The sequence below is a fragment of the Campylobacter concisus genome, from assembly GCF_002165775.1.
Lineage (GTDB): Bacteria > Campylobacterota > Campylobacteria > Campylobacterales > Campylobacteraceae > Campylobacter_A > Campylobacter_A concisus_E.
The window spans coordinates 21371-41472 of record NZ_NDYP01000012.1 but is presented as its reverse complement, the minus strand read 5'-3'; the positions used below and the strand labels follow the sequence as shown (position 1 = coordinate 41472).

The 20102-nt window shown below is 37.0% G+C and carries 20 protein-coding genes and 1 tRNA gene; 11 read left to right on the top strand and 10 right to left on the bottom strand.

Annotated features, from left to right (window positions below):
• The first annotated feature begins 52 nt into the window (after nucleotides 1-52).
• Both modA (B9N66_RS09215) and B9N66_RS09210 read left to right on the top strand, forming a co-directional pair.
• On the top strand, nucleotides 53-751 hold the full coding sequence (modA, locus tag B9N66_RS09215; protein ID WP_087580775.1) for a molybdate ABC transporter substrate-binding protein: 699 nt from the start codon (nucleotides 53-55) through the stop codon (nucleotides 749-751).
• An 8-nt stretch (nucleotides 752-759) separates the two neighbouring features.
• Nucleotides 760-1419 carry a molybdate ABC transporter permease subunit gene (locus B9N66_RS09210; protein ID WP_087580774.1) on the top strand — a complete coding sequence of 220 codons (660 nt, stop codon included), beginning with the start codon at nucleotides 760-762 and terminating at the stop codon, nucleotides 1417-1419.
• Between the two features lie 8 nt (nucleotides 1420-1427).
• On the opposite strand, the gene B9N66_RS09760 is transcribed toward B9N66_RS09210, so the two are convergent.
• A tRNA-Sec gene (locus B9N66_RS09760) sits at nucleotides 1428-1525 on the bottom strand.
• A gap of 76 nt (nucleotides 1526-1601) precedes the next feature.
• Here B9N66_RS09760 and B9N66_RS09205 point away from each other — a divergent pair.
• A complete protein-coding gene (locus tag B9N66_RS09205; protein WP_087580773.1) occupies nucleotides 1602-2177 on the top strand; it encodes a BON domain-containing protein in 576 nt (191 codons plus the stop codon).
• A 7-nt stretch (nucleotides 2178-2184) separates the two neighbouring features.
• Here the strand turns inward: B9N66_RS09205 and B9N66_RS09200 are convergent, their stop codons facing one another.
• The 3 genes from B9N66_RS09200 to B9N66_RS09190 are packed head-to-tail and all read right to left on the bottom strand — an operon-like array spanning nucleotide 2185 to nucleotide 5944.
• Complete coding sequence (locus tag B9N66_RS09200) at nucleotides 2185-4629, bottom strand: efflux RND transporter permease subunit (protein ID WP_087580772.1); 2445 nt, start codon at nucleotides 4627-4629, stop codon at nucleotides 2185-2187.
• A complete protein-coding gene (locus B9N66_RS09195; protein ID WP_087580771.1) occupies nucleotides 4629-5231 on the bottom strand; it encodes a Tgt2/MlaC family protein in 603 nt (200 codons plus the stop codon). The genes B9N66_RS09200 and B9N66_RS09195 overlap by 1 nt, the downstream gene beginning before the upstream one ends.
• A gap of 2 nt (nucleotides 5232-5233) precedes the next feature.
• Nucleotides 5234-5944 (bottom strand): MlaA family lipoprotein, encoded by a 711-nt coding sequence (locus B9N66_RS09190; protein WP_087580770.1) that lies wholly within the window; start codon nucleotides 5942-5944, stop codon nucleotides 5234-5236.
• 165 nt (nucleotides 5945-6109) lie between these two features.
• Here B9N66_RS09190 and B9N66_RS09185 point away from each other — a divergent pair, with 165 nt between their 5' ends.
• The 7 genes from B9N66_RS09185 to B9N66_RS09155 are packed head-to-tail and all read left to right on the top strand — an operon-like array spanning nucleotide 6110 to nucleotide 11679.
• On the top strand, nucleotides 6110-6892 hold the full coding sequence (locus B9N66_RS09185; RefSeq protein ID WP_054197213.1) for a TOBE domain-containing protein: 783 nt from the start codon (nucleotides 6110-6112) through the stop codon (nucleotides 6890-6892).
• Nucleotides 6893-7648, top strand: coding sequence for a molybdate ABC transporter substrate-binding protein (modA, locus tag B9N66_RS09180; protein WP_087580769.1), 756 nt, complete (start codon nucleotides 6893-6895; stop codon nucleotides 7646-7648). It abuts the gene before it with no gap.
• Complete coding sequence (locus B9N66_RS09175) at nucleotides 7645-8040, top strand: TOBE domain-containing protein (protein WP_087580768.1); 396 nt, start codon at nucleotides 7645-7647, stop codon at nucleotides 8038-8040. Before modA (B9N66_RS09180) ends, B9N66_RS09175 begins: the two co-directional genes overlap by 4 nt.
• The gene (locus B9N66_RS09170; RefSeq protein ID WP_087580767.1) at nucleotides 8037-8894 is read left to right on the top strand and encodes a sulfate/molybdate ABC transporter ATP-binding protein; all 858 of its coding nucleotides are present in this window, start codon (nucleotides 8037-8039) and stop codon (nucleotides 8892-8894) included. Before B9N66_RS09175 ends, B9N66_RS09170 begins: the two co-directional genes overlap by 4 nt.
• Entirely contained in the window at nucleotides 8891-9568 is a 678-nt protein-coding gene (modB, locus tag B9N66_RS09165) for a molybdate ABC transporter permease subunit (protein WP_087580766.1), read from the top strand. The genes B9N66_RS09170 and modB overlap by 4 nt, the downstream gene beginning before the upstream one ends.
• Nucleotides 9569-9616: 48 nt before the next feature.
• A complete protein-coding gene (locus tag B9N66_RS09160) occupies nucleotides 9617-10114 on the top strand; it encodes a redoxin family protein (RefSeq protein ID WP_087580765.1) in 498 nt (165 codons plus the stop codon).
• An 8-nt stretch (nucleotides 10115-10122) separates the two neighbouring features.
• Nucleotides 10123-11679 carry a class I SAM-dependent methyltransferase gene (locus B9N66_RS09155; protein ID WP_087580764.1) on the top strand — a complete coding sequence of 519 codons (1557 nt, stop codon included), beginning with the start codon at nucleotides 10123-10125 and terminating at the stop codon, nucleotides 11677-11679.
• Nucleotides 11680-11682: 3 nt separating this feature from the next.
• On the opposite strand, the gene B9N66_RS09150 is transcribed toward B9N66_RS09155, so the two are convergent.
• The 3 genes from B9N66_RS09150 to B9N66_RS09140 are packed head-to-tail and all read right to left on the bottom strand — an operon-like array spanning nucleotide 11683 to nucleotide 14929.
• Nucleotides 11683-12489 carry a 3'(2'),5'-bisphosphate nucleotidase CysQ family protein gene (locus B9N66_RS09150; protein ID WP_087580763.1) on the bottom strand — a complete coding sequence of 269 codons (807 nt, stop codon included), beginning with the start codon at nucleotides 12487-12489 and terminating at the stop codon, nucleotides 11683-11685.
• The gene (locus B9N66_RS09145; protein WP_085658676.1) at nucleotides 12486-13763 is read right to left on the bottom strand and encodes a citrate synthase; all 1278 of its coding nucleotides are present in this window, start codon (nucleotides 13761-13763) and stop codon (nucleotides 12486-12488) included. Before B9N66_RS09145 ends, B9N66_RS09150 begins: the two co-directional genes overlap by 4 nt.
• Nucleotides 13764-13765: 2 nt before the next feature.
• Nucleotides 13766-14929 carry a cation:proton antiporter gene (locus B9N66_RS09140; protein ID WP_072595383.1) on the bottom strand — a complete coding sequence of 388 codons (1164 nt, stop codon included), beginning with the start codon at nucleotides 14927-14929 and terminating at the stop codon, nucleotides 13766-13768.
• A gap of 117 nt (nucleotides 14930-15046) precedes the next feature.
• On the opposite strand from B9N66_RS09140, the gene B9N66_RS09135 reads away from it, so the two are divergent.
• Nucleotides 15047-15529 carry a hypothetical protein gene (locus B9N66_RS09135; protein ID WP_087580795.1) on the top strand — a complete coding sequence of 161 codons (483 nt, stop codon included), beginning with the start codon at nucleotides 15047-15049 and terminating at the stop codon, nucleotides 15527-15529.
• Nucleotides 15530-15972: 443 nt separating this feature from the next.
• Here the strand turns inward: B9N66_RS09135 and crcB are convergent, their stop codons facing one another.
• The 3 genes from crcB to topA form a co-directional block, all read right to left on the bottom strand.
• Nucleotides 15973-16326, bottom strand: coding sequence for a fluoride efflux transporter CrcB (gene crcB / locus B9N66_RS09130; protein ID WP_087580762.1), 354 nt, complete (start codon nucleotides 16324-16326; stop codon nucleotides 15973-15975).
• The gene (locus B9N66_RS09125) at nucleotides 16326-17165 is read right to left on the bottom strand and encodes a biotin synthase (protein ID WP_087580761.1); all 840 of its coding nucleotides are present in this window, start codon (nucleotides 17163-17165) and stop codon (nucleotides 16326-16328) included. The genes crcB and B9N66_RS09125 overlap by 1 nt, the downstream gene beginning before the upstream one ends.
• 687 nt (nucleotides 17166-17852) lie before the next feature.
• The gene (gene topA / locus B9N66_RS09120; RefSeq protein ID WP_180382098.1) at nucleotides 17853-19970 is read right to left on the bottom strand and encodes a type I DNA topoisomerase; all 2118 of its coding nucleotides are present in this window, start codon (nucleotides 19968-19970) and stop codon (nucleotides 17853-17855) included.
• Nucleotides 19971-20102: the final 132 nt, after the last annotated feature.

Genomic DNA, 20102 nt, shown 5'->3' with positions numbered 1-20102 from the left:
GTATAAGAGTATATTTTATAAAATCTTGAAATTTTACTTTTAAAGGAAAAATATGAAAAAGTTCTTACTTTTAATGGTTGCAATTTTTGCATTTGGTAATGAAAATTTGCTAGTAAGTGCGGGCGGCGGATATAAAAAGATAGTTGAGGCAGTCGCGCAAAATCTCAAAAAAGATGGCGTAAATATCGACACTTCTTTTGCAAACATCACAGCTATCATGGCTCAGGCAAAAGAGGGCAAAACTGACGTGATCGTGGGCGATGAGGACTTTTTGAAAAAGTCTGATCTAAAGATCGCCGAGTATGTAAATTTAGGCTCAGGTGCTTTGGTGCTGGCTACCAAAAAAGGTGTGAAAATTGAAAAAGTTGAAGAGCTAAAAGCGCTTTCTAAGATCGCTATGCCAGATGCTGTAAAGACGGTTTATGGCAAAAGAGCGAATGAATTTATGCAAAAAGCAAATTTAAGTGGCGAGCTAAAGGATAAAATTTTAGCGGTTGCCGGCGTGCCACAAGTCGTTACTTATGTATTAAACGGCGAAGTTGATGCTGGATTTATTAATCAGACCGAACTAAATGCGCACAAAGATGAATTTGGTAGTTTTATCTTGATAGACAAAGCGCTTTACGCTCCAGCAAACATCGTAGCGGCAAAGCTTGAAGGATGCGACAAAAAGGCTGATTGTGAGAAATTTTTAAATGAGCTAAAAAGTGAGAGATCAAAAGAAATTTACACTAAATTTGGCATAAGATAAGGCTAAGCTTGCAAGAGCTCTCTTGGCTTTTTGATCCGCTATTTTTAAGCATAAAGGTCGTTTTGTGCCAAGGGGCTTTGCTTATCGTTTTTGGGCTGGCTCTGGCTTATTATTTAGCTTTTAGTAAGGCTAAATTTAAAGCTATTTTAGAGGTGATCGTAACTTTTCCGCTCATCTTTCCGCCCATTGCTACTGGATTTTTACTGCTTTATCTGCTTGGCAAAAATGGTATCGTCGGCAAGGCTTTAAATTTAGAAATTATTTTTAGTTTTAAGGCTCTTGTGCTAGCTGCTTTTATAGCCTCTTTACCACTATTTGTAAAGCCTGTCGCTTCTGCTCTTGGCTCACTTTCAAAAAGCCTAAGTGAAGCAGCATACAGCCTTGGGAAAGATAAATTTCAAACAGCTATTTTCGTGCTCTTTCCATGCGTTGCGAAAAGCGTAGCATCAGCTTTTATTTTAGCGATCTCGCGTGGACTTGGCGAGGTTGGCATAACACTAATTTTGGGTGGCAATATCATAGGCAAAACAGACACTATTTCGCTTGCTATTTATAATGCCGTATACGATGGTAAAAGCGATGAAGCACTAGTTTTAAGCCTTGTTTTGGTTGTATTAAGTTTTATTTTGTTTGGGATTATAAATTTGCTTGATAAAAGCAAAATCTAAAATGAGAGTGGCGAGAGGATGAGAGAATCGAACTCCCCACCAGACAGTCAACCGCCCAGTCATCGGGTTTGAAGCCCGTGAGCATCACCAGATTACTTTATCCTCCGTGCGCGTTATTTTAGCAGATTTAGATAAATTTTAGCCCATTTTATATAAACTTTTTTGAAATTACAAAAGGATTTCTGATTTTAAAATTTAGCGTTTTTGCATTTTTGGCTCTATTTTTTTGCTCTTGTTCCTCGGTTCTTTCTCCAGCAACTGCGCCGCTAAATGTATATGATGCGTACTCTATTTCGCGTGATAAACGTGGTATTTACTCGATCACAAGAGATAAATTTATACAAAGCAAATTGCAAAGCAAAATTTTATTTTCAAAAGGTCTTAGTAATATCGACATCGAGATAGAGGTTTTTTACGGAGATGCTTATCTTATCGGACTCGTTGATAGTAAAGAGCTTGAAGATAAGCTAGTAGAATTAGCCAAAAGCACAGATGGAGTGCGGAAAATTTATACCTATCTTCGTATCAAAAAGCCAGAGTATCCATGCGATAGTCTAAAAATTCTTGCAAACTTAAAGCAAAATCTTTTTAAAGATAGTATAGTTGAGGGCACAAATGTGCGTGTTAGCATAGTTGGCTGCGATGTTGTATTTAGCGGCGTAGTTGATAGCATTGAACAAGAAAAACATGCTATTTGGTATGCTAAGCATATTGATGGCGTGGCCGATGTCTACTCGTTCATCAAAGTTATCAAATAAATTTAGTTTAAATATCGCTCTTTTTTACAAAGCTTGCTATTAGGCTTGGTAAGATGATTAGCGCGCCAAGAAGCATAAAAACCATAACAAGATCGGTTAGTAAGCCAAAATATATAGTTGGAATAAAATTGCTAGTTATCATCACACTAAAGCCAAGAAAAATGGTGAACGATGTGTAATACATCGCATATCCGATGCTTGCATGAGCAGCTTTAATACTCTCAAAAACACTTTTTGTAAGCATTTCTTCTTTAAAGCGGTGTATGTAGTGAATGATATCATCAACACCGATACCAATACTAATGGCTGCGATCGTTATACTCATCACATCAAGCGGAATGCCAAAAAATCCCATCACGCCAAAGAGTGTGCAAAGTGGGATTAAATTTGAAACTATCGCAATGGTTGCTAGCTTTATGCTTCTAAAAATAAAGCAAAATATGACAAAAAGTATAGCGACAGTTAGCCCAAAAGTATCAACTTGCGAGCTAAGTAAATTTTGAAGCATATTGTTATAAAGCACCATCATGCCGGCAACTTCTATGCTTACATTGTCATTTTTAGTAAGCTCTAAAAGCCCTTCTCTAAGCTCTTTTAGAAATAAATTTCGTCTAAGCTCAGAGTCACTATCGACGATCCTTATACTAAATCTAAGTTCATCATTTTCAACGCTTACATAAGGGCTTAATAAGATATTTTTATAATTTTGTGGTAATTTCTCATACATCGCAGCTAATAAAAAATCATCACTCGCGCCGTTATTTAGCTCTTTTATGGCTTTTATAAGGGTTGCTAGTGAGCTTACATGTCCGACAAATTTTTGCTCTTTTAGATAATCGTGAATCTTCTCAGCAACCCTTGTGTGATAGCTATTAAACCAGTATTTTGCATCCTTAGCGTTGCTTTCAAACTCATTTTCAAACTCATCTTGCTCAGCATTTTTATCTTGTTTTTGTTCTTTAAATTTCACTATCACATCAACTGGTATCGTGCCACCAAGCTTAGTATCAATGACTTGCATTCCTTGGCGAATTTCTGTGCTTTCTTTAAAATAGCCAATGAAGCTATTTTCAACCTTTATCTTACTGATACCATAAATGCCAAAACAGACAACTAGCACACAAACTACGTAGATGATCTTTCTTGAGTTTAAGGCTAAATTTGCGCAGTATTTTGTAAATTTAAAGCTATTTTCAAAGGTTCTAATGGGAGCTAATTTTTCTAAATTTACATTTATCGCGCCAAATAGCAAAAACGCAAGCACAAGCGAAACGCTAATGCCAGTACTCATCATAACGCCAAGCATGATAACTGGCTTTATGTTAGCACTCATAAGCGAGCTAAAGCCAATAACCGTGGTAAATATCGCCCAAAAAGATGGAGAGAATTTATCACGAAGCGTTAGATAAATTAGCTGATTTTGGCTATATTTTGGATGCTTTGCGAAAAATTCTCTATAGCTAACGACTAGATGGATGACTGTTGAAATAGTAATGATGAGCTGAAGTGCGATGTAGTTTGAGCTAATGACCGTCACTTCCCAGTCAAATATACCAAAAACTCCGGTCGTAAAAATAGCACTTACGGCACATATAAACATCGGTAAAACTATCCATCTAACCTGCCTGAAAAATAGCCACAAACTAAAGCTAAGAAGAGCAAGTACGCTTAAGCCATAGACCAAAAGATCGCTCTTTATAAAGCCTATCATATCATCAGCAATCATATTTGCACCGCCTAAGAATAGCTCGTCATTTGCGTTAAATTTAGCTATGGTTGCTTTTATGGCCTCAAGGTTTTCGTGATCGCTCTTTCTAAGCTCGTCTCGGTAGGCTTTAAACTCATAGGCAAGAGCCTCTAGTTTAAGTCGCTCAGCTTGTGTGATAGTACCGTTTGACTCTTTTTGGCTAAGTAAATTTCTTTCATTTACAAGCTCATTAAATTTCTCATCTTGCTTTAAATTTAGAGCAATAGCTGTGGTTTTTAGATCTTTGCTTATCAAATTTCCGCTGTAAATCGGGCTTTTGGCAAACTCGAGCTTTGCTTTTGAAATATTTATATCTTTATCTTGCAGCGTTGGGGTATGATCTAAGATACCAGTAATCCCGCCTTTTACACTATTTAAAAGCGGAATATTTATTATAGAGATGACGCTATTTACCATATCGTTTTTAGCTAGTTCATCACCTAAATTTTTGATAAGTTCTAAATTTTTAGGTGAAAAAAGATCATCTTTTGGAGTAAAAGCAACCACTAAAAATCCAGGTGAGTCGTAGCGTTTGGCTATCTCTCTATAAGCTTTTAAGTCAGGATCATGCTCAAGCAGTAGCGTTTCAGCTGATGCATCAACACTAAGCTTGGTACTAAGATAGCCAAAAACTACGCTTAAAGCTAAAATTAGAGCAATAATAAGCTTGTTTTTAGCAATGATAAATTTAAAAATTTGTCGCATTAAGGGTTAGTTTTATTTTGATCAGGCAAAACAGCTTCGTTTAGCTTTTGTAAAAGAGTATTGAAATCAGCGTTATTTAGCACATCGCCAAACTGACTTCTATAAGTTTGAATGATGCTTACACCAACGATATCAAGATCGTAAATGAGCCAACCACGCTCTTTAGCGTCATAAAATTTATAGACAAATTCGTAGCTCTTGCCATCATTTATAAGCTCAGATGTGAGCCAGTATCTATTTTTCTGAGGCTCACTTTCTCCAGTGATGTGGATCTGTTGGTCTTTGTAGCCTAAAAGTTTATCTATGTATGAGCTTTTTAGTTTTTGCTCAAATGCTGCGTCAAATTTAGCTTGCTCGTCGCTACTTAAGCTGTTGTAGCGTTTGCCAAGGCTTATCTTTGCCATTTGTTTATAGTCAAAAAATGGATCAAGAAGAGCAAAAATTTCTTTTGTCTTTGCATTATTGTCTAAATTTGTATCTTTTAAAATTTCAATAACCTTTGTTGTTTTCATCTCTACTTCAGGCTTGATCTGCTCTTTTGAAATAGCAAAAAGGCTAGTTGTAAAAAGTAGAATCATAGTTAGAATTTTTAAAATTTTCATATTTACTCCTTGATAAGCTTGTCGCGTCTTTGCTCGTAAGCATCGCGTAAAAATGGATAAAGATCAATAGCATCTTTTCTTAGTTTTTCATAAGCAGTTGGATCTTGTGAAAAGCTATTAAACGCTCTATATGACTTGATACCAGTTGATAAAAGTATAGGATCAATGTAGCTAATAGGATCAGCAAAATAATCTCCGACCATGCCACCAGTATCTCTTAAATTTGATGGTCCAATAAGTGGCCAAACGATATGAAAACCACCGCCAAGCCCCCAATATCCAAGCGTTTGTCCAAAATCTTCATCGTGAGCTTTGAGATTGTAGTATTTTGCTCCGTCTGTTAGTCCGCCAAAGCCTATTATCGTATTTGCTAAAAATCTCAATGTCTCTTCGCCAGCATTTTGAAATTTAAACTGAAGTAAGTTATTTACAAAGCGAACTGGGAAAAGAAGGTTGTCAAAGAAATTTGAAACCATTGTTCTAGCTGTTTTTGGCACAACGTATGCATAGCCTTTTGCCACCGGAGTTAGCATATTTACATAGATAAAGTCATTTGCATGTGTCATCATTCTATTGTAGCCACTAAGCGGGTCAAAAACATCTTTTCTTGCTTCAAATTCAACATCAAATTCATCGCTTTCGCTATTCGTATTTATGTCCGTATTAGCACAGGCTAAAAGCAAACTAAAAAAGATAGAAAGCAAAAATTTCATACTAAGCCTTATTTTTATTTATAAAATGTAGCTTGATTTTATCTTTTAAAAACTTTACAAGAAATTAAGAGAAATTTATAAATCGACTTAAATCTTTAAGCTTAAGGATTAATATAATTAGATATACTTCACAAATTATTCTCTAATATAGTAAAGGTAAAAATTTTGAAAGCAGATATAAATTTAGAACTATTTTTAGGCGAAGATACACAGGTTTTAGCTAAACATATTACATTATTAAAGGCCATAAAAGAGACAAAAAGTATCACAAAAGCAGCAGAATTGGTTGGCATATCATACAAAAATGCTTGGGACTGCCTTGATACGATAAATAATAAAAGTAGCAAGCCGCTTATTATTAGAGCTGATGGAAATAAAAAAAATAGTGGCTCCGAGCTAAGCGAGTATGCCAATAAACTGATAAAAATTTATGATGCCATTCTTGAGACTCAAAAGGATTTTTTGCAAAAAATTTGTCAGAAAGTAGATTTTGAGGATGTAGATATTGTAAATCTTCAAAGAATGAATATGAACTTAAGTGCCAGAAATCAGCTCTCTTGCGAGATTATTGGCATAAACCGCGGTGCGGTAAATTCTCAAATAATTGCAAAACTAAGTAATGGCTGTACGCTTGAGTCAAACATTACAGTCGAGAGTGAGAAAAATTTAGGACTAAAAGTTGGACAAAAAGTTATTTATATTTTTAAAGCTCCAGCTGTCATTTTGGCTAAGGATCTAGATATAAAAATAAGCACAAAAAATCAATTAAAAGGCGAAGTGATCGAAGCAAAGATAGGTGCTGTAAATGCCGAAATCACTTTAAAACTAAGTGATGAACAGACTTTAACTGCTATCATCACAAAAGACAGTGCTATCCAGATGAAAATAGGCGTTGGCGATACACTTTTAGCAATAGTAAAATCATCTCAAATCATTATAGGAGTATAAATGAGAAAAGTTTTTAAATTTTTATGTGTGGCAGCTTTGCTTGCCATAAACGCATTTGGTGCTGAAGTAAATGTATATGCTGCAGCAAACACAACATACGCATTTCCAGAGCTTATAAAAGAGTTTAATAAGCTTCACCCAGATGCTAAGATCAACCTAACTCTTGGCGCAAGCGGTGGTCTTGTTACTCAGATACAAAATTCAGCTCCAGCTGATATCTTTATGGCTGCTGATATGGGCTTTGCACAAAAAGCTTATGACACAGGATTTGCAGTAGCTGCTCCAAAAGTTTATGCACAAGGCGCTGTTGCTATCTTTTCTATTAGAAATGTTGATTTCAAAAAAGGTATTGAAGTTGTTCGTGGCTTAAAAGCGATCTCTATCGCAAATCCACAAACTGCACCATACGGCAAAGCTAGTATAGAGGCCCTTAAAAACGCAAAGCTTTATGATGAAGTAGAAAAAAATATCGTTTATGCTCAAAAAATTTCTGAGACTCTATCTCAAGCATTAAGTGCTTCTGATGTAGGCTTTATCGCTGCTAGTGCACTTTTTGATGAGAAAATGGCAAAATACAAAGAGGGCGTTAATTACATCTTTGTTCCACAAGAGCTATACACTCCGATCGATCAAGGCATAGTTCTTCTAAAACATGCTGGAAAAAATGATGATGCAAAAGCATTTTATGAGTTTATCTTAGGTGATAAATCAAGAGAAATTTTCAAGAAATTTGGTTACAACGTTCCAGCTAAATGATAAGAGCAAAGATCGTTGGGATTTTAACTAAAGATGACGTTAGCTTATTTGAGCTAAAGGGTCTAAATTTAGAGGCAAATTTATTTATGCTAGTCTTGAATGAGGCTAGCAAATTCGCCTTAGATGACGAGATTGGCTTAGGCTTTAAAAGCTCGGATGTCGTCTTGGCAAATAATAAACTTGACACTAGCTCGTTTGAGAATGAATTAAGATGCGTAGTAGAGGCTATAAATTTTGGTGAAGTTTTAAGCGTTGTTGGTCTAAAGTGCGATCAAATTAACTTCGAAGCCATCATTTCAAATCACGCTTTAAAAGCATTAAATTTGAGCAAAAATGATAGTGTTTTTGCCTATATAAAATCTACTAGTATTCATATAAGTACTCAAAAATGATAGAAATTTCTTGTAAAAAAGAGCTAAATGGCGGCGATGGTAAATTTATGCTTGAGGCAGACCTTAGCTTTGAAAATGGCGATTTTGTCGCACTTTATGGAGCAAGTGGCGGCGGAAAGACCACTATTTTAAGATTGATTGCCGGTTTTGAAACACCACAAAGCGGTTTTATAAAAGTTGGGGATAAAATTTTCTTTGACGATAAGATAAATTTAGCTCCACAAAAGCGAAATATCGGCTTTTTATTTCAAGATTATGCATTGTTTGAAAATATGAATGTCTTTAAAAATTTGCTCTTTGCAAAAGATGACGTAAGCCTAGCAAATAAACTCCTTGATATCTGCGGTCTAACAAGTCTCAAAAATGCAAAGATCAGCGCTCTTTCTGGTGGTCAAAAACAACGCGTAGCACTTGCACGTGCCGTCATGCGAAGGCCTGAAATTTTACTGCTTGATGAGCCACTAAGCGCACTTGATAATGCTATGCGTGAAAAATTGCAAGATTATCTATTGGCACTTCACGACGAATTTAAAATGAGCATTGTCTTAGTAAGCCATGATATCGCAGAAATTTACAAGCTTTGCAATAAAGTATTTGTTCTTGAAAATGGCAAAATTTCAAGATCTGGCACAGCTAGTGAGATATTTTTAAAGACTGCCGGATCTCAAAAAATCGCCTTCAATGCCAAAATTTTAGAGATAAAAAAATGCGATGCGATCTTCGTAGCAAACGTACTAATAAACCGTCAAATTTGTGAAGTTGTGCTAAGTAGCAACGAAGCAATAAATCTAAAAGCTGGCGATATGGTGGTAGTTAGCACAAAAGCATTTAGCGTAAATTTGGAAAAAGCATGATAGACGAGCTTAAAAATATCGATTACGAGCCGTTTTGGCTCTCGTTAAAACTATCTTTTATAACTACTTTTATTTTGTTTTTTGCCTGCATTGCGCTTGCTTATTTTATGTCGCAGAAAAAATTCTTTGGCAAATCATTTTTAGAGTCGGTAATCTCACTACCTTTGGTTTTGCCGCCAAGTGTTCTTGGCTTTTATCTGCTCATTTTTCTTTCACCTTATTCCACTTTTGGTAAATTTATCGAAGAAATTTTTGGGGTTAGGTTGGTTTTTAATTTCACAGGTCTTGTTGTGGCAAGTTGCATCTATTCATTGCCATTTATGTTTGGACCGATTTACGCTGGACTAAATAGCCTAAAAAAGAGCCTTTTTGAAGCGAGTTATAGTCTTGGTAAAAACAAACTCACAACTATTTTTAGGGTGATTTTGCCAAGTATCAGATCAAATTTATTAACAGCTACTGTCGTTAGCTTTGCTCACACCATGGGTGAGTTTGGTGTTGTTTTAATGATAGGTGGTAGCGTAGCTGGAGAGAGCAAGGTTGCAAGTATTGCGATATTTGAAGCGGTTGAAATGCTTGATTACACCAAGGCTCATGTCTATGCACTTTTGATGTTAATAATTAGCTTTTTTGTCCTTTTTATAGTTTATCTTTTAAATTCTAAAAAAGCTTAAGACAAAGCTTATAGAGTTATAATAGTAAAAAATTTTAAAGGATGAAGTATGATAAAAGTGCCTACAAGTATATATTTAAATACCCTAGACGGTAAGGAATTTGATTTTTCTGCGTTTGCAAGGACGCACGACTGCGTTATTTTTATCTACCCAAAGATAGGCGAGGACTTTGAGCTTTTAAGCGAGGAACTGCAAAATACAGCTGGCATGAAGGGTTGCACCAAACAAGCGATAAACTACAAGAAATTTTTAAAAGACTTTAACGATCTTGGTTTCATGGTAGTGGCTGTTGGCTCCCAAGATATCGCAGCTCAAAAGAAATTTCAAGAAGAAACTTCGGCTGGAGTTATGTTCTTAAATGATAGTGAGTTTATGCTTGAGAGAGCACTTGAACTTCCGGTTTTTTCTGCATCAAATGGCCATAAATTTTACTTTAGACAAACGCTCATCATAAAAGATGGCAAGGTAAGGCACGCATATATAGTGGATGATCCTGAGAATGATGCTAAAAATATGCTAGAAAAACTCAAAGAAAAAGACTACTAGGAGCTAAAATGAGTCAAAATAGCAAAATTGAAAAGTCTTATGACGAACTAACTTATAAATCAATAGCTTTTGCACAATCATCGCCTTACAGGCTTGAAGCTTGTGCTACACTTCTTGGGGTAAATCCGCCGCCATGCAAAAATGCAAGAGTTTTAGAGATAGGATGTAGCTTTGGCGGAAATTTGATCCCATTTGCAGCAAATAATAAAAACGCAAAAGTAGTTGGCATAGACCTTAGTGGAGAGCAGATAAGGCGTGGGCAAGAGATTGTTAAAGAGATGGGGCTTACAAATTTAGAGCTTATCCATGGCGATATTTGTGAGTTTAAGAGCGACGAGAAATTTGACTATATAATTGCTCATGGTGTTTTTAGCTGGGTACCTGACTTTGTAAAAGAAGCTATATTAAAAGTCGTAAGAGAGAATTTAAGTACAAATGGCGTGGCATTTATCTCTTATAATGTTTATCCTGGCTGGAAAGTAAAAGATATCGTAAGAGACATAATGCTACTTGCCGCAAAAGATAAAGAGAGCATGCAAGAGAGGTTAAAAGCAGCCAAAGAAGCACTTTTAGTCTATAAAGAATATTTGCTAACAAGAAATGAAGAAATTTATGAGGGGAAAATACCCCTTAAGATGCTTCTTTTCATAACAGAACATGTACTCTCAAAAGATGACTTTTACATAGCTCATGAGTTTTTAGAATACACAAATGATCCGTTTTATTTTAAAGATTTTAATGCCATGCTTGCCAAAAATGATCTTACTTATCTTTGTGAGTATACGCTTGATGATATTTTTACCCCAGATGTTGGCACAGCCGTAGTAGATGAATACAAAAATAATAAATTTAAAGACAGGATCGATCTAGAGCAATTCATGGATATGATTAGCAACAAAGTCTTTAGACAAAGCCTAATAGTCCATAGCAAAACTTATGAGAGTATAGCCAATAAACAAATAGGTCCAAGCGATATTAATAAAATTCACGTTGTGGCAGATTTTATAAAGAAAGATAACCAGTGGCAAGATAGTTATGGCGCTATGCCACAAGATATATCATGGCTTTGCGAAGTCTTTTATAAGATGTACCCAGCCAGTATAAACCTTTCTCAGATTTTAGAAATTTTGCCAGAAGATAAGCTTATGGTTTATAGCGCTTTTGTAAGAATTTTAACAAACTCGTCTGATGCAATGATTTTAAAAGATGAGCAAAAAAATATCGAGTATAGGCCTGGCTATTCAAAGCTTAGTCAAAATTTAATAAATTATGTCAGATATTTTTTAAATCATAAAAATAATGCCGATGTTGTTTTTGCTAATAAATTTAGCATCTCAAGGAAGCTTAACAATATTGATTATTACATACTTTTGTTACTTGATGGTAAAAATAGCTTAGAAGATGTCGCAGCAAAAACCTTAAAATTTATCAAAGAGAACAACGAAGATATATTTGACATAAATGGCAAAGTGCTTAAAAAAGACAAGGTCGCAGCAAATATAATGAGTTACGTGCTAGGCACAGCAAAAATAGCTAGTCTGCTTTATCTACTAGAAGAAATTTAAGGTTTAAGTTTTACTTTGTTTATATAGTTGTGTAATTTTATCTTTTAGATTTAGTGTGTTTTTTGAGAGAGCTATGAAAAATGGACTTTTTAAATCAGCAAGCTCGTAGCTCATCTCTTTGCTACTATTAGCGTCAAATACTTTTCCACCACAAAAATTTACTAGTGCATCTCCTGCAGCATTGTCCCAAAGGTAGCTTGGGGCAAATCTCAAATAAGCTCCGCCAAATTCAACCAAACGGCAAAATTTTATGGCTGAGCCGATGCACCTTTGCTCAAAATTTAAGCTCTGTTCTATAAATTCTATCTCCTTGGCATCGCCTCTTCTGCTTGAAAAGATTAGATTGTCTAAATTTTTATCTTTTTTATTTAAATCAACTCTCTTTATGATTTCACCATTGTCATCTAAAATTTCTTTAAAAGCGCCATTTTCATCAGCGTAAAAAAGCTCTTTACTAACTGGGATAAATATCACGCCAAGCACCGGTCTAGCTTTTTTTATAAGCGCTATGCAAACGCAAAATTCGCCATTTCTAGCTAGAAATTCTTTCGTGCCATCAAGAGGATCTACGAGCCAAAACTCGTCTTTGTCTCTTTCTTGCAAGATACTCTCTTCAGAGCAAATTTTTATCCCGCTTTTGCTTAGAATTTTTATTATCGCTTCATTTGCAGCTAGATCAGCGCTAGTTAGTGGCGAGCTGTCATCTTTTAGGCAGACTTTAAGAGCCGTATTATCTGCAGAGTAAAATCTCATTATTTGCGCTCCAGCATTAACGGCTGCTTTTTTAGCTAAATTTAGAAGCTCACTCATTTTGGTGTTCTGTTTGTCTCTCCAACATAAAGCTGTCTTGGGCGGACGATCTTTATCGTATCTTGCTCTTTTAGCTCGATCCACTGGCTGATCCAGCCTGGAGTCCTGCCGATGACGAAGATTACGGCAAACATATTATTTGGTATGCCAAGCGCCTTTAGGATGAGCCCTGAGTGAAAATCAACGTTTGGATATAAATTTCTACTCACAAAATAGTCATCATTTAGCGCGATCTCTTCGATGCGGTTTGCGATTTTAATAAGCTCTGAGTTGATGCCTATCTCATCCATAAGCTGATCTCTCATCTTCTTAAGCACTTTTGCACGAGGGTCAAAATTTTTATAGACCCTGTGGCCAAAGCCCATTAACCTAAATGGATCGTTTTTATCCTTTGCTCTAGCGATGTATTTATCGACGTTTGCGACCGAGCCAATCTCTTCAAGCTGACGGATGACACCCTCGTTTGCCCCGCCGTGAGCCCAGCCCCAAAGTGCGCCGATGCCCGCACTTATACATGCGTATGGGTGAGCGTGCGTTGAGCCAACGGTTCTAACAGTCGTTGTTGAAGCGTTTTGCTCGTGATCTGCGTGCAGCATAAAGACCGTGTCAAGTGCTTTTATCTCGATTGGTTTAAGATCGACGTGCTCGTATGGATAGCCCCTCATCATGTAGAGGAAATTTTCAGTAAAGCCACGATCTAAATTTGGATATATAATAGGAAGACCGCGTGAGTAGCGGTAGCTAAAGGCCGCTATTGTTGGAATTTTAGCGATTATACGCATAGCCATCTCGTGATACTCTTCAGGTTTATCCATATTCAGATGATCTGAGTAAAAGGCACTTAGGGCTGATACTGCTGCCTGCAAGATTGCCATAGGGTGAGCTTTATCTGGGAATGCGTCAAATAGCTTCATCATGCCCTCATGTATAAAGCTTCTTTTTTTAAGCTCGGTTTTAAAATTTATATACTGATCATTTGTTGGAAGCTCTTTGTTTAAGAGTAAATATGCCACGTCTAAAAATGTCTTATTTTCAGCCAAATACGCGATATCGTAACCTCTATACATTAGTTCGCCTTTTAAGCCGTCTATATAAGTTATCGCCGAGCGACACATCGCAGTTGAAGTATAACCTCTATCAAAAGTAAACATTCCAGTATCACTAAAAAATGTCGAGATGTCTATCACATCAGGTCCCATAGTGCCTTTTAGTATAGGAAACTCGTAACTCTTGCCAGTTCTGTTATCAGTTAGCGTAGCTGTATTTGATGACATTTTTACTCCTTACTTCTTGATTGCATTAGAAATTTTATAATTATTGTCCCTATTATAGCTTGAGCTAGGCTTGCTAGGATAAAAGATGAGTAAGAATAATCACTTATCTCACCTGATCTGTGTGCGATAGTAGCAACTGCTACTAGAAGCGTTAGTGGCATGGACTGTGAGAGAGAAAACAAAAATATCCCCTTAAATCCTAATTTTCCTACAAATAACACACTTGAGAAAAGCCTTGTGGCAAGCATCGCACAAAATATAAAAATAGCATCTTTTATCACTTCATTTGAGCTTAGGCTTGAGAGCTTAAAGGTTGAGCCTATGTGTATAAAAAATATCGGTACCAAAAAACCAAATCCAAAGCTTGAAAGCTTGTGCGGTAAGTCCTTTTTATGATCAAAAAATGTTGCTATAAACATACCCGCGATAAACGCACCAAAGGCAACTTCTAAATTCAAATAAAGCATAAGTGCAATCATCGAAAAAAACACCGCAATGCTTAGTCTAATGTCTTTTTCGTCCTTATCGTAGTGCGGCATAAGGATCACTTTAAGCCCCGGATACCACCAAAAAAGCACATCTAAAATTTTAAAGCTAAGCACGCTGATAGCTAAAAATAAAATCAAATAGCCAATCGTTAGCCATAAATTTATACTAGCTCCAAACTGCAAATAGGCTGCTATAAATGTCAAAAGCGTAATGCTTATAAGCTCACCAATAGTTGCAATAAGCATGCTTAAATTTAGCCATTTTACATCTCTACCATACTCTTTAAATAGCGTAAATATCATGCCAACGGCCATTATCGGGATAATGATAATATAGAGCAAACTAAGATCAAAACTAAATGTAAGTGCAGTTGCTAGCGAGTAGATGAGCGCAAGATAGATAAGCCCCAGGCGTAAAATTTTGCGGTCAATATTTATAAGCATTCTAAGGTCGATCTCCATGCCAGCTAGAAACATCAAAAAGAAAAAGCCAACTTCGCTAATTAGCTTAAACATCTCATTTTCGCCGACAAGTCCAATGTAGCTAGCCAGTGCTCCAAGTATTATCTCAGCAGGAGCGACAGGAATGCGTAAAATTTTAGAAATATAAGGCGAAGCAAAGACGATAAATGCCAAAACGACAAGAATACTAAGCTCGCTAGCTTGATGTAACTGCAAAAAGATCCTTAAATTAAAAATGTTTGATTGTATAAAAAGCTTTGTTATTTTTTGATTAAGCTAAGCGATTTTTGGGCAAAATGGCAACAAATTTTTAAAAATTTGGAGTGCAAATTTATGCGTAAATTTCTATTTTTTGTCTTGATGTTTTTTGGAATTTTTAGCTTTGCGGATGAGCTAAGTTTGGTTCAAAGTTTTAAATTTGATGGAAGCATTTTTTATAAGAAAAATACAGCCAGAGATGAGAGTTTTTACTTTTTAAAAAATGAAAATTTTGATGAGCATTTCGTAGGCTTTAGAGTAAAATTTGACAAAAATATAAAAAGTGAAAGTATGCTTGCTGAGCTAAAAAAGAAGATAAAAGAGGCTAAAGAGGTGCTTTATAGCGATGAGAATGATCAAATTTTAGCTCTCATAAAAGATGAAACTAGCAGTAAAAATATAGAAATAATCCACTTTTTACTTAAAAAAGATGGAGTCTTAATACTTTCATATGAGAGAATTTATGATCCAAAAACTCTGGTAGATGGGCTTAAGCCTGTACTTTTAAGTGAAGCTAGAAATTTTATGCTTCAGATGCCAAAGGTAGAAGCTAGGTAGAAAGGTGGATGTGGCGGTATTTTGCACTGCATGCGGTTTTGTTAAATTTCATCAAATTTTACTAGCCAATTCTTGTGAGTGAGTGAAGTTTTAAAATTTGTAAAATAGTAAAATTCTATTTTTGAAATCACAACTTTAAATTTATAAACCCTTTTATTCAAAAGGGAGACAAGAGGACTCGAGTTACGAGGCCGTCCCCTTATCTCCCTTTAGATCCCTCAATTCCCTCGCACGTTAGAAGTGGCATGCAATAGTGCTAGCGCACTGCATGCGCTTAAAACCCTATAAAATTTTAAAATTTATGAGCGAGCATATCACGGCTCTAAATTTAGTGCTAAACGAAGCGAAGCCCAAATCTAGTAGTCTGCTAGGGCAAGCGAGCAAAGTTTTAAAATTTGTAAAATAGCACAAACAAAGCTATTTTACTACACGCCTTAAAAACCTCACAAACTCTTGCCAAGTAAAATACCAAGATAGCTTGCAAGTAGGCAAAAAACAAGGTTTAAAAAGATATTTAAAAAGCCTTTTACCAGCTCGCCTTCTAGTAAAAATTTCACACTATCAAGGCTAAAGCTTGAAAATGTTGTAAATCCGCCAAGTATGCCAATGACCAAAAATACTCTCACGCTTTGGCTTAAATTTAGACAAAACAAGACGCCGATAATGAAGCTACCAAGCGTATTTACGCCAAGCGTGGCTAGCGGAAAGTGGCTAAATTTTAGCAGCTCACCGGCTAAAAACCTGCATCCAGCTCCGATAAAGCCTCCAAGCCCTGCGAAAAGCAAATTTGCAAGCATTAGTGACAGATACTAGCGAAGCTAAAACCGCGCTTTGCAAGCTCCTCGATATCTTTGCTAGCTTTCTCGCCTTTTGCGGTGAGGTAGTCGCCTATCACGATCGCATCGGCGCCATTTTCAAAGATCTCATACTGTCTCTCGCTTAAAATTTTCTCTCTGCCACCAGCTATCATGACTCTAGTTTCTGGAAGAGCGCTTTTGGTGTCACGTACGATCTTTAGGGCTTCATCCACACTAAGAGGGGGCAGATCAAGACTCAATGCTTCATTTTTAATGAAAAAATTTATCGGTGACGAAAACGGCTCAAGCTCTTTTAGACTAGCTCTAAAGCTTACCCTGTCAGCTTCACTCTCGCCAACGCCGTAAATACCACCAGTGCAAAGCATGAGCCCAGCCCTTTTTGCATCTAAATTTGTCTGATATCTCTCGTCCCAAGTGTGTGTTTTACAAATTTTTGGGAAAAATTCTCGGCTTGTTTCAAGGTTGTGGTTGTAGCTAAAAACGCCAGCCTTTTTGAGCTCACAAAGCTGCTCGTAAGTAGCCATGCCATTACATGCGATGAGCATCAAATTTGGCACTTCTTTGCTCACGGCTCTTGCTAAAGATGCGATATAGTCGGTTTTTTTGTCATTCAGTCTAGCGCCGCTTGTGACCAAACAAAAGCCAAGAGCGTGGTTTTTATAAGCCATTTTGGCTTCATCCACCACCTGCTGCACACTTTTTTCTTTAAATTTTGAGATATCGGCGCCGGCTTTGGCACTTTGTGTGCAGTAAGCGCAGTCCTCGGCGCAGTTTCCTTGAGTGACTGAGCATATCGCACAGAGCATAATTGTTTTCATTTTTCATCCTTTTTTGGGGCGTATTATAGCTTTGATAGGTTTAAAATTTAAGTAGGATGGTTTATAAATTTGCAAAAATAGTTTGATGAAATGTATAAAATTATTTTTATTCAAAAAAAAAGGGGGGGGGGAGACAAGGGGGCTTGAGTTACGGTCTGCTTGCAGCTGCGAGCTAGCGAAGCAAAGAGCCGTCCCTTTATCCTCATTTAAATCCTCTAAATCCTTCGCACGTTAGAAGTGCATGTGATAGCGATTTTACACTGCATGCGTTCGTATATATGGCAAGTGTCAAGTAAATTTTAAAATTTCAAGAATGAGTAATTTCGGCTCTAAAATTTGAGTTAAATTATAAGCGAAACTAAATTTTAGTAGTCAACTCTTGCGAGTGAAATTTTAAAATGTGCTCTAAGATATAAATTTATTAAAAACTATACAAAAAAACTTAAATTTTATGACATTACTTTTTCTTATAAAAAGGTAGTTTTTAAAATTAGTAGGGTCTAAGCTCGCCAAAAAGTCCAAAAAGTGGGTGCTACGATGTGAAGCTACCCTCTAACTAAGTATAGTTGATGACGAGGTTTTTGCCCTTTATGCTGGCTAAGCTTAGCGATGTTATCAGACACTTTTGAAGCCCAAATTTATAAAAGCCAAATTTAGGCCCAGGGACTCAAATTTGGCTAGAAGTTTTTAGTTTTCAGAGATGAGCGTCTTTTTCTTACACTTTGTGCACTCTATAAATGTGCCTTTTTTAAGCTCTTTTTTGATCATATCGCCGCCACATTCGTCGCATTTTTGCTCAACTGGCTCGTAGTTTGAGATGAAGTCACATTTTGGATAGTTGGCACATCCATAAAATTTACCGCGCCTGCTAAATCTCTCGACGATCTCGCCGCCGCATTTTGGACATGGCACATCAAGCTTTTTAAGCTCACGTTTTGGCTTAGCAGCCGTTGCAGTGTCAGTTTCTGCGCTCTTTTCATTATCTTTTGCGACGTTTCTTGAGTATTTGCATTTTGGGAAATTTGAGCAAGCGATAAACTCGCCATATCTGCCCTTTCTAAGCACTAGCTCGCTTCCACACTCTGGGCACTTCTCGCCGATCGGAGTGGCTGTTTTTAGGCTTTTTATGCCAGTTTTGCCAGCGCTAATTTTTTCCATAAATGGATAGTAAAAGTCACTTAGCACCTTTTGCCAATCAGCCTTGTCAAGTGCGATTTCATCGAGCTTTTCTTCAAGATGTGAGGTAAATTCGCTATCAACTATATTGCTAAAGTGCTCTTCCAAAACGCCTATCATGCTAAATGCGATCTCGTTTGGTATGAGCTGCTTTTTCTCGACTCTCACGTAGTCTCTTGAAGTTAGCAGTGTGATAGTCGGTGCATAGGTACTTGGGCGGCCGATGCCTAGACTTTCAAGCTTTTTAACAAGGCCAGCTTCTGAGTACCTGGCTGGTGGCTCGGTGAAATTTTGCGTGCTTTTTATGCTTTGCAAGCTCATCTCGTCGCCCTTTTTTAAATTTGGCAAAATTTTATCCTTATCAAGCTCGCCATAAACTTTGTAAAAGCCGTCAAATAGTACCTTTCTGCCGCTTATCTTAAACTCGCCTTTTTCGCTTGCGACATAGACATTTTGCGTTTGGCTCACACATGCGCTCATTTGGCAGGCCAAAAATCTATTGTAAATGAGCGTGTAGAGTTTAAGCGCGTCTTTTTCTAAAAATTTAGCGGCAATTTGCGGTGTGAAGTTTAAATTTGTAGGGCGGATCGCTTCGTGGGCTTCTTGCGCGCCTTTTGAGCTTGTCGTGTAGCTTATCGCTTTGGCTGGCAGATACTCTTTGCCATAGTTTTGCAATATATGCTCTCTAGCGGCTGCGACGGCCTCTTTGGCTAAATTTAAGCTGTCCGTTCTCATGTAGGTGATCGCACCCATGAAGCCTTCGTTTGTTTGCACGCCCTCATAGAGGCTTTGTGCGATCATCATCGTCTTTTTAGGGCTAAAGCCAAGGCGGTTGCTCGCACTTTGCTGAAGTGTTGAGGTCATAAATGGCGGACTTGGCTGGATCTTTCTATCCTTGCTCTCGATCTCACGGACGCTAAATTTCTCATTTTGTAAATTTTCAATGATGTATTTTGCGCGGTCTGGGTTTTGGATAGTGAGCTTTTCGATCTTTTGGTTTTCAAATTTAACCAGCTCAGCGTCTAGGTCTTTTTTAAAAACGGTATCAATGGTGTAGTATTCAACTGGTTTAAACGCCTGGATTTCACGCTCTCGGTCGACTATTATCTTTAGCGCTGCACTTTGCACACGGCCAGCGCTTAAGCCTTTTTGTATCTTTAAATTTAAAAGTGGACTTAGCTTGTAGCCAACGATACGGTCAAGCAAGCGCCTTGTTTGCTGGGCATTGACGCTGTTCATATCGACTCGTCTTGGGCTTTTTAGAGCGTTTTGTATGGCGCTTTTGGTGATCTCGTGAAAGACGATGCGAGGCAAGCTAGTTGGCTCTTTGCCGATGGCATTTGCGATGTGAAATGCGATCGCCTCACCCTCTCTATCCTCATCGGTCGCGAGGTAAATTTCATCAGCACCTTTGGCAAGCTCTTTTATCTCTTTTACGATGGCGGAGTGATCGCTGCTGACGCGGTATTCTGGGGTAAATTTATCATCTTCTATCTTGATACCAAAGCTTGTTTTTGGCAGGTCTCTGATGTGGCCTTTTGAGGCGATGACGTTGTAGCTTTTGTCTAAGAAATTTTTGATGGTCTTTGCTTTTGCGGGAGATTCCACGATGATTAAGCTTTTCATTATATATAGCCTTTAATTTTTTTGGCGTAATTGTAGCAAAAATAATTTTTAAAGTATCAAGGCATAAAAAATCAAACCCAGGATCTATCTTTTAAAAATTTTTCATTCATACCTATAAAGTTTTTAAAAAAAATC

Excerpts from the sequence above, each read along its gene's own strand:
- B9N66_RS09195 (WP_087580771.1), bottom strand. The coding sequence starts at position 5,231 with ATGAAAATTTTAAAAATTCTAACTATGATTCTACTTTTTACAACTAGC.
- B9N66_RS09125 (WP_087580761.1), bottom strand. The coding sequence starts at position 17,165 with ATGAAAACAATTATGCTCTGTGCGATATGCTCAGTCACTCAAGGAAAC.
- B9N66_RS09190 (WP_087580770.1), bottom strand. The coding sequence starts at position 5,944 with ATGAAATTTTTGCTTTCTATCTTTTTTAGTTTGCTTTTAGCCTGTGCT.
- modA (WP_087580775.1), top strand. The coding sequence starts at position 53 with ATGAAAAAGTTCTTACTTTTAATGGTTGCAATTTTTGCATTTGGTAAT.
- B9N66_RS09170 (WP_087580767.1), top strand. The coding sequence starts at position 8,037 with ATGATAGAAATTTCTTGTAAAAAAGAGCTAAATGGCGGCGATGGTAAA.
- B9N66_RS09155 (WP_087580764.1), top strand. The coding sequence starts at position 10,123 with ATGAGTCAAAATAGCAAAATTGAAAAGTCTTATGACGAACTAACTTAT.
- B9N66_RS09145 (WP_085658676.1), bottom strand. The coding sequence starts at position 13,763 with ATGTCATCAAATACAGCTACGCTAACTGATAACAGAACTGGCAAGAGT.
- B9N66_RS09160 (WP_087580765.1), top strand. The coding sequence starts at position 9,617 with ATGATAAAAGTGCCTACAAGTATATATTTAAATACCCTAGACGGTAAG.
- B9N66_RS09200 (WP_087580772.1), bottom strand. The coding sequence starts at position 4,629 with ATGCGACAAATTTTTAAATTTATCATTGCTAAAAACAAGCTTATTATT.
- B9N66_RS09175 (WP_087580768.1), top strand. The coding sequence starts at position 7,645 with ATGATAAGAGCAAAGATCGTTGGGATTTTAACTAAAGATGACGTTAGC.
- crcB (WP_087580762.1), bottom strand. The coding sequence starts at position 16,326 with ATGCTTGCAAATTTGCTTTTCGCAGGGCTTGGAGGCTTTATCGGAGCT.
- modA (WP_087580769.1), top strand. The coding sequence starts at position 6,893 with ATGAGAAAAGTTTTTAAATTTTTATGTGTGGCAGCTTTGCTTGCCATA.
- B9N66_RS09135 (WP_087580795.1), top strand. The coding sequence starts at position 15,047 with ATGCGTAAATTTCTATTTTTTGTCTTGATGTTTTTTGGAATTTTTAGC.
- modB (WP_087580766.1), top strand. The coding sequence starts at position 8,891 with ATGATAGACGAGCTTAAAAATATCGATTACGAGCCGTTTTGGCTCTCG.
- B9N66_RS09150 (WP_087580763.1), bottom strand. The coding sequence starts at position 12,489 with ATGAGTGAGCTTCTAAATTTAGCTAAAAAAGCAGCCGTTAATGCTGGA.